Below are 7,942 nucleotides of genomic sequence, written 5' to 3'. Positions count from 1 at the left end.
ATGGTAACTGGCGCAATAAACCTGTACCGGTAGGCGCTTATTATTATGTATTAAATGGAATAGATGTTTTTAATAAAGACGTGCGTTTTACCGGGTCGATTACCCTGATCAGGTAACTTACCATAGCCGCTGTGGACACACCACTTTGTACACATTATTAAGCAGCAGGCCAAGCACAACTTCATGGCTGCCCCTACTTACCTGGTTTAGGGTAGAAGTTGTTACATCATAGCTATAGGTGAGGTTAAAAAGATGGTTGATGTTAAACCCTGCCATCATGTTCAGGGCATCCTGTTTTCTATACCCAGCACCGACCCAGATGCGGTCTTTAAATCCCATTTTAACATTAACATCTACCGATAGGGGAACATGGGGTACGTATTTAAATAATACCGAAGGGGTAACATTTAAATCTTCGGCTAAGTAAAACTTATATCCGCTATTCAGAAATACGTGTGCAACCTGTTTTCCGGTATTGTATTGTTCATCACCTGAAAAACTTAGCTTTTGCGGCAAAATCTGCTGAACGGAAAGCCCCGAAAAGAAATTAGCGCCGTAAAGCCACATGCCTACAGAGAGATCGGGCAATAACTGCGCATTAGCTGCATTGTTTAAAGCTGGATCGCGGGGATTTTCGAGCAGAAGGGCATTAATATCTATTGCTACACGGCTTAATCCACCGGCAACACCTAATGAGAGGTTAAGCTTGTTGCCCAATTGCATGTGATAGGCATAACTCACATCAAAGGTGGTGGTTGATAATTGACCAGCTTTATCAGATACGGCCAAAAAACCCAGGCCATGGTGCGCTGGCGAGGCGGTATAGTTTTGGGTATAACTTCTCGAGCGTGGGTCGTTCCCATCGCCTTCAAACGAAAGCGCGTTGGCCCATAAATATTCATCACCTAAGGCCCAATGTGCAGATACAAAAGCAGTTTTTGGTGCATCCTGCAAACCTGCCCACTGTTGCCGGTAACCAAGCTTAACATCGGTATAATTTTCGATACCACTTAACGCAGGGTTTAACAGGTAACTGTTAAGCAGGTATTGGCTATATTGTGGCCGCTGCTGTGCGTAAAGCCTTACATTTGCACACAATATTAATAACAAGAGCCACTTTTTCATTACCGGTTTTTATTTACTATTTGGTTCTACCCAAGTTACTATTTGTCTAGCTTTTTCTCTAATAGGCGAAGGCGTAACTCCTGCTTTTTTACATCATTGAGCAATTCGCCATATTGTTTATCCTTTTCAATCAGGTGCAGGGTAAGCTCCTCTATCTTTTTCAAAAGCAGTTTATTCATCTCACCAAGGGCTATCCCATTTTTGGCAGCATCTGCTGCCGACGGAATTTCGGGCAGGTGTTTGTTTAATTTAATATATTGCTCGGTTTCTTTGAGTGATGAAATTTTATACCCTTCTTCGAAAACATAATCTGGCTGACCATTTCCATCTACTCTGATCTCGTTGGCTTTAATTTTACCATTAACGGTGAGCCTTTCGGTTGGCGTACTTGTTCCGATCCCAACATCTCCATTGCCTAAAACTCTTAACAGCTGCCTCTCCTGGCTGGCATTGTTATAACTATAAAAAGCAAATCCACCTTCACTGCCAGCGCCTTCATTCGCTATAAAATCTGTTTCTCCTGCACCAGCTCTTCTGTTCCAACCGATAAGCATTTTGCCAGTGCCTGCTAAGTTTTGATATGCGGCGGGATTTCCGGATACATCAAGGTTCGCATTATGGCCGCCAAATTTTGCAGTRCCTAAAACTTCCAACGTTGCGCTAGGCGCTATTGTTCCTATTCCGAGATTACCGGCTGCATTCCATACTCCATTCGGAAAACCAATATTGGCATGCCCCCAGCCACCGTCGTAGCCCAACTCAATAGTTCCCTGTCCGCTTCTTATAAAATCAACCCGTTGGCCAGCATCATGAAAACCTATTGTGGTAAAATCAAGACCTGATATTAACATATTAGTTCCATACGTCCACGTACCAGGATTTGGGCTAGAGTTCATACTGATATCCCCTATACTCAGATTTCCGTCGGTATCATTGCCGGTTGCATTTCGGCCAATTACTACTCCACCACCAACTACACGAAGTTTTGATTCGGGCAGACTGGTTCCTATTCCTACTTTACCATCGGCATTGACCCTCAATTTTTCGCTCTGATTGGTATAAATGGAAAAACCTGTTCTATTACTGTGCAGATCCTCGGCAACACTGGCTATCCCTGCCCATTTTTCTTCACCAAGATAACCTGAATAGAGCTTAAAGCCATTAATCTCTCCTGGAGATGCCGCAGTAACCCTCGAGCTCATCATCCAACCATTTTGATTGGATTGAACATCGAGCAGGGTTTTAGGATCAGTAGTGCCCAATCCAAGTCTTGGGCCATTCAAGGTCATGTAAGTCTCGTTTCTGGTTCCCCAACTTTGGATCTCTCCAGCTGGATCTCGCTTCCACCAGGTACGGGCATCAACACCGGGAATGAGACAAGAAACATCAATACTTATTCCATCGAATAAGGCAGCGCTTGTCCAGCCAGAACCATTTACCCATCGGTACAACCACAGCTTGTTCTTAAAATCATTGTTTGTAAAACCAGCTCTTGAACCAATCTCCAGGTAATCGCCCTGGTTGTCGCCTAAATTCTGCGCAAAAAGCATTTTGCCAGTTAATAAGTTACACAACAATAAAATAATCAAATAATACTTTTTCATTGATATCTATTTAGGGTTGTTTATTCGTGCATGATGGTTTTACCATCCATCTTCTTTTCCAGCTTCATAATCTTTAAATTCTGGTTATCTATTTTCTTGTTCTGCTCTATTAACTGTTTATTCTGTTCAATAACATGAAGCGTAAGCTCTTCTATCTTTTTCAATAACAGTTTATTCATTTCCCCTACAGCTATTCCATCTCGGTCAAATTCCTTTGCTGAAGGCACTTCGGGCAGATGTCTATTCACTTTGATATAATTCTCAACTTCCGTTAAACTCTCGATTTTATAACCGTCTTCAAACACATAATCAGGTGCGCCTTGGCCATCAACCCTAATCTCATTTGCTTTGATTTTACCATTAACGGTTAACCTTTCTGTAGGGTTGGTAATGCCGATGCCAATATTGCCCCAAGAATCTATTCGCATCTGTTCTTTATTGTTATTGGTACTGAAAGTCATAAAACCACCTATTTCGCTACTGCCCCTGTAAAAACTTACTGAGCTATTTGTTTGCCCGTAAAAGCTATGTTCCAATGCAAAAGTTTTCCCATTGTAAGTGGAAAATTGGGTTTCGTACCCCTTTACCCCCAAGTAAGTTCCATCTCCGTTTTCGTCTCCTTCTCCCATTCTAGATAGTACAATACCAAGACTACCAAAACCTACATACTTAGCTACATCTAATACTGCTCTAGGTGCACTTGTGCTAATGCCCACATTCCCTTCTGCCGAGATCCTCAGTTTTTCGCTCTGATTGGTATAAATAGAAAAACCTGTTCTATTACTGTGCAGATCCTCGGTAACACTGGAGATACCAGCCCATTTATCTTCACCAAGATAGCCCGAGTAGAATTTAAGGCCATTAATCTCTCCAGGAGATGCTGCAGTAACGCGGCTGTTCATGGTCCATCCGCTGGTAGCCTGTCGCACCTCAAATGCTGTAGCCGGATCGGTAGTGCCTATGCCCACTCTTCCACCCTGCGGACTGAGATATGTATTTCCCTTACTATAATAATTAATATAAGTAGAAAAACCAGCTTTTGCATCTAAATGCAAATTCCCGTTGGTTACGGCTACAAAGGCATGATCGGTTACCTGCCCATTACCACCAACCTGCAGGTACTGCGACCAAGTAGAATTTGGGCCATAAAGATGGTATTGATCATTCGTGATATTTATGGCCTGTCCACTAGATGAACCAATTGCACAGCAAAACAATAAAGCAATTAATAAGATACGTTTAATTTCCATTCCTTTTAAGTTTTTGGTTTTCTGTCTCTAATTTCTCCACCCTTTTATTCATTTCGATTACATGGAGTGTAAGCTCTTCGATCTTTTTCAATAACAGTTTGTTCATCTCACCAACTGCCATGCCATCGCGCTCAAACTCTTTTGCTGATGGCACTTCGGGCAGGTGTTTGTTGATTTTGATATAACTTTCAACTTCCTTCAAAGTTCCAATTTCATATCCTTCCTCAAATACATAATCAGGCGCACCAGCTCCATCTACCCTGATCTCGTTGGCTTTAATTTTACCGTTAACGGTGAGCTTTTCAGTTGGTGCTATGATGCCAATACCCACATTTCCATTGGCATCGATGCGCATTCTTTCTACAAGGCTATTGGCTGCGCTTGATGATGTAGTAAAGAAAGCCAACCTGCTTCCCCAATATTCATATAAATTACTATAGCTTCTAATCTGAGAATAATTACCTGTTGCATTACCATAATCGCCATCTAAGGTTATGGCTACGTAATGTTGTTGTCTATCTGTACTAATGGTAGTGCCTTGTACAATTAGCCCGGGCTGATCTGCATTACTTTGATACAAATGTAATGTACTTTGGGGGTAAAGAGTTCCAACACCAACCCTACCATCGCGCTCCGTTACAATTTTTTGCCATGGTTGTTGTGCATTGTTATTCGTTTTACGTAGGTAAAAATTTTGATCGAAAAAACCACCGGCAAGCTGCATTGCGTAGTTATTGTTAACATTACTGTGCCTTACATCGAGCAAATGCCACCAACCAGATGCACCTGTAGGAAAATTCACTGGATTAATCGTTTGATAAAAGCCAGATGTCCCACCCATCTCACCGGCATCATCCTTTACTTGAGTAGTCTGCGCCAGAAGAAAACATGGGATAAATGCAAAAAATAAAAGTGTAAAAAATTTCATCTCGAATTGATTTGGTTGATATTCAAAATAACTTGACAGGGTTGGTTATTTATAGATAATGAAGCTGAAATAAATTATTGCTTCGTAGCCATTTTCATTTCCAACTCCGCAATCCTTAAATTCTGTTTTATCAACTGTTTGTTTTGTTCTATTACGTGCAGGGTAAGTTCTTCAAGGCTCTTAAGTAGCTTTTTATTCATTTCGCCCAATGCTAAACCTTCTTTTTCGATAACTTCTGCCGAAGGGATTTCTGGTAAATGTTTATTCGTTTTGATATAAGCCTCCAGTTCGTTTAGTGTTCCAATTTTATAATCCTTTGCGAAAACATAATCTGGCCATCCGGTAGATTCCACTTTTACTTCCATTGCCCGTACCGTGCCGAAAACCGATAACTTTTCTTTTGGTGTAAGTGTGCCCATTCCGATATTACCTAACTCATCAATCACGATGTCGTCACCATAAAACCACTCTGGTCCTGTTTTTAATTTATCGAAAGATCTCCGGGTACCTATAATCATCTTACCTGCAGCGTTACCACTATAGGTATTTCCTGCAACCGTAATAATTCTTCCCTGCCCCCATGGGTTATCTCCACCGGCATTTGCCGGGATTACGAATTCGATCTGGGCGCCCATTGTAGCCGATCTTGCACCAGTTGTTGCTTCCACGATCAATCCGTTTCCATTGTATTGAAAATTGTTCCCTCCATTAATGGAGGCACCATTACTCTTAACATGCAAAATTCCCCGTGGTACAATTTCTCCAATCCCTACATTTCCTGTCTTATTTATTGTAAATATTTCCCGCTCAGGTGTTTCGCCTCCGAGCAGAGAAAAAAATCCTAATCTTTCATAAGGACTATTGATATCATTAAGTTCGATTTTAAAACGCCTCGAATTATCCGAAACATGGAAACCAATTCTGGGCCGCTGAGAATCTTCAGCCCCGATAGAAATACCAGAGTGATTATCGTAATTGTATGCTTTAACATCTCCACCTGCAACGGTTAACCTATAGGCAGGGTTTTGTGTACCAACGCCCAAACCAGCTGCAAAATAACCCTGGCCATCGGCCCGAACAGTAAAATTCGTTACTCCGCCGGCAACACCTTCATAAAAGACGTTGGCCTGACCATAAGGATTATCAGTAATTGCTTTAAAAATCCCACTAGGAAAACCATAGCTACTACCAGCCTGGTGTCCTGTAAAAAAATTCTGCCCCCCAGAAGTAGTGATGTAGATTTTACCATTGAGGTTGCCATTGGTTTCTGTTAAAACCCGTGACCATTCGGTGTTCGCCACATTATTGGTTTTTCTAAACCAAAGGTTCTGATCAAAAAAACTACCCGCAAACTGCATGGCGAAGTTATTGTTAACATTGCTATGCCTTACATCAAGTAAATGCCACCATCCACCTGCCCCGCTAGGAAAATTAACAGGGTTATAGGTCTCATAAAAACCGGAATTACCACCCATCTGGCCCGCATCGTCTTTAGGTTGGGTGCTCTGTGCCAATAGGAAAATTGGAATGGATAAAAAAAGTAAAAGTGTTAAAAATTTCATCATAATGTTGTTTGGTTCTAATGGCCCAAAGGAATTAAACGAGGTTAGTTATTCCTCCATGAACGTAATGAGCCAATCTAAAATCCTCATTTAAAACGGCAAAAAAAACCGTGATTGACGAAACCACGGTTTTTGATAGTTGAAAACCCTAAAGTAAATGACCAAATGTGCTGGTGTATTTATTAGGTTCATAGCRTAGATGGACTGAATAGCGATGGTTTAAATATATGCTCCTTAARTTTCTGATACTGTTAATTTAACTGAAAACTGTTAAGTGCCAACTGAAAACTTATCTTTCTTATATTAAAAAAAGGTATGTTGAAAAGGATCTGGAAACGAATCGTTCCGTGTTTTTCGGGTAGTGCAGCCCCGCCATTCGCTTCAATCTTTTTGTTGCCGTTATCCCTGAGATGATCGAAGGGGCAACAAAAAGGATTTCCGCTGTTGTCGGGTTTAGTTAGGAGAGTTTGGAGCTTTTGGGGTGGTTGAATAGCGATGGTTTAAATGTATGTCACTTAAGTTTCTGGTATGACTAAATAGCTAACCCCAAGCTGGTGCGAGCTTGTAGCTCGTATCCAAATTAACTTAAATTATATCAATTTCTAACAAACCCCTTTCTCCAGAAAAATCTATTGCACTACTATACTTCCAATGGTAATCTTCTGTTATAAAGCCCGCCTCAAATGGATTGTTGTGTCTCGAAAATAATGAAAGTTTAGGATTGCGACTTTCTAGATTTTAGAACTATGGCTTTTGTATATTGGTACGAGTTAAAAACTCGTACCAGCACAATTATCTAACTGCAATCCGCTCGGACTAGCAGAGGAGACTGTTATAGGCCTATACTTCCCTCACTAGGAAACCTAACGCCTATCGTATCTCAGAAATGAAATTCAATAGCCTGTCGATATTATTTTTATCTGAAATTAAATTAGTCAAGCTATCGTCAAGCACATCACAATCAACTCTTTCCAATTCCCAACGATCATGAATCAGTTTAATATTAAAAGTAATAATATTATCATTATACAAACCTACCCAAACCTTTCTTAAAAAACCGTCTCTTTTTTTTGGGTCTAAATGAATAAACCCTGAAAAGCCCAATTGATCAAACCTTGAATCATCCATATTTTATTTTTTCTTAAATACAACATCAACTCCGGTATAATTGCCTCCTGCATCTTTAGTGGTATTTTCAATAACAGTTTTTCCAAAACCATTTTTTTGAGCCAATTTACCGGTAAAAGTGCCAAGAGCGGCCTCTTCAAGAGATTTCCCTTGATTTACTAAGCTATTAAATGTATTTAAATTATCGCCAAGCGACCCAGCTTTCCAGTTACCCCATCTAGCGCAAGTCTTAACGCCCTGGCCCAAGCAAAGGCCCGACTTGTGCTTTAGTCAAAAAATATATTAATCTCTTAAGAAAATTTAAAGCACAAGTCAGCCACCAACACTGCCCTAGCTGCTAAGACT

At 40.7% G+C, this 7,942-nt stretch carries 7 protein-coding genes; all 7 read right to left on the bottom strand.

Translation table 11 applies throughout. The features are described 5' to 3' along the window. Positions 1-117: 117 nt before the first annotated feature. A complete protein-coding gene (locus tag AC1DPQ_RS11180; protein ID WP_477578235.1) occupies positions 118-1,125 on the bottom strand; it encodes a PorP/SprF family type IX secretion system membrane protein in 1,008 nt (335 codons plus the stop codon). 38 nt (positions 1,126-1,163) lie between these two features. After that, positions 1,164-2,729, bottom strand: a complete 1,566-nt coding sequence (locus AC1DPQ_RS11175; RefSeq protein ID WP_477578233.1) for a hypothetical protein — start codon at positions 2,727-2,729, stop codon at positions 1,164-1,166. 20 nt (positions 2,730-2,749) lie between these two features. Then, positions 2,750-3,979 (bottom strand): hypothetical protein, encoded by a 1,230-nt coding sequence (locus AC1DPQ_RS11170; protein ID WP_477609290.1) that lies wholly within the window; start codon positions 3,977-3,979, stop codon positions 2,750-2,752. After that, complete coding sequence (locus tag AC1DPQ_RS11165; RefSeq protein ID WP_477586135.1) at positions 3,969-4,907, bottom strand: hypothetical protein; 939 nt, start codon at positions 4,905-4,907, stop codon at positions 3,969-3,971. The genes AC1DPQ_RS11170 and AC1DPQ_RS11165 overlap by 11 nt, the downstream gene beginning before the upstream one ends. A 74-nt stretch (positions 4,908-4,981) precedes the next feature. Beyond that, positions 4,982-6,472 carry a hypothetical protein gene (locus tag AC1DPQ_RS11160; RefSeq protein ID WP_477609288.1) on the bottom strand — a complete coding sequence of 497 codons (1,491 nt, stop codon included), beginning with the start codon at positions 6,470-6,472 and terminating at the stop codon, positions 4,982-4,984. A gap of 867 nt (positions 6,473-7,339) precedes the next feature. Then, positions 7,340-7,597: a hypothetical protein gene (locus AC1DPQ_RS11155; RefSeq protein ID WP_477585144.1), complete on the bottom strand. Its 258-nt coding sequence runs from the start codon at positions 7,595-7,597 to the stop codon at positions 7,340-7,342. Between the two features lie 3 nt (positions 7,598-7,600). Continuing rightward, positions 7,601-7,843, bottom strand: a complete 243-nt coding sequence (locus AC1DPQ_RS11150; RefSeq protein ID WP_477585143.1) for a hypothetical protein — start codon at positions 7,841-7,843, stop codon at positions 7,601-7,603. Positions 7,844-7,942: the final 99 nt, after the last annotated feature.

This window comes from Pedobacter sp. 01T416_2 (assembly GCF_056398925.1).
This window is presented reverse-complemented; position numbering and strand designations above follow the sequence as displayed.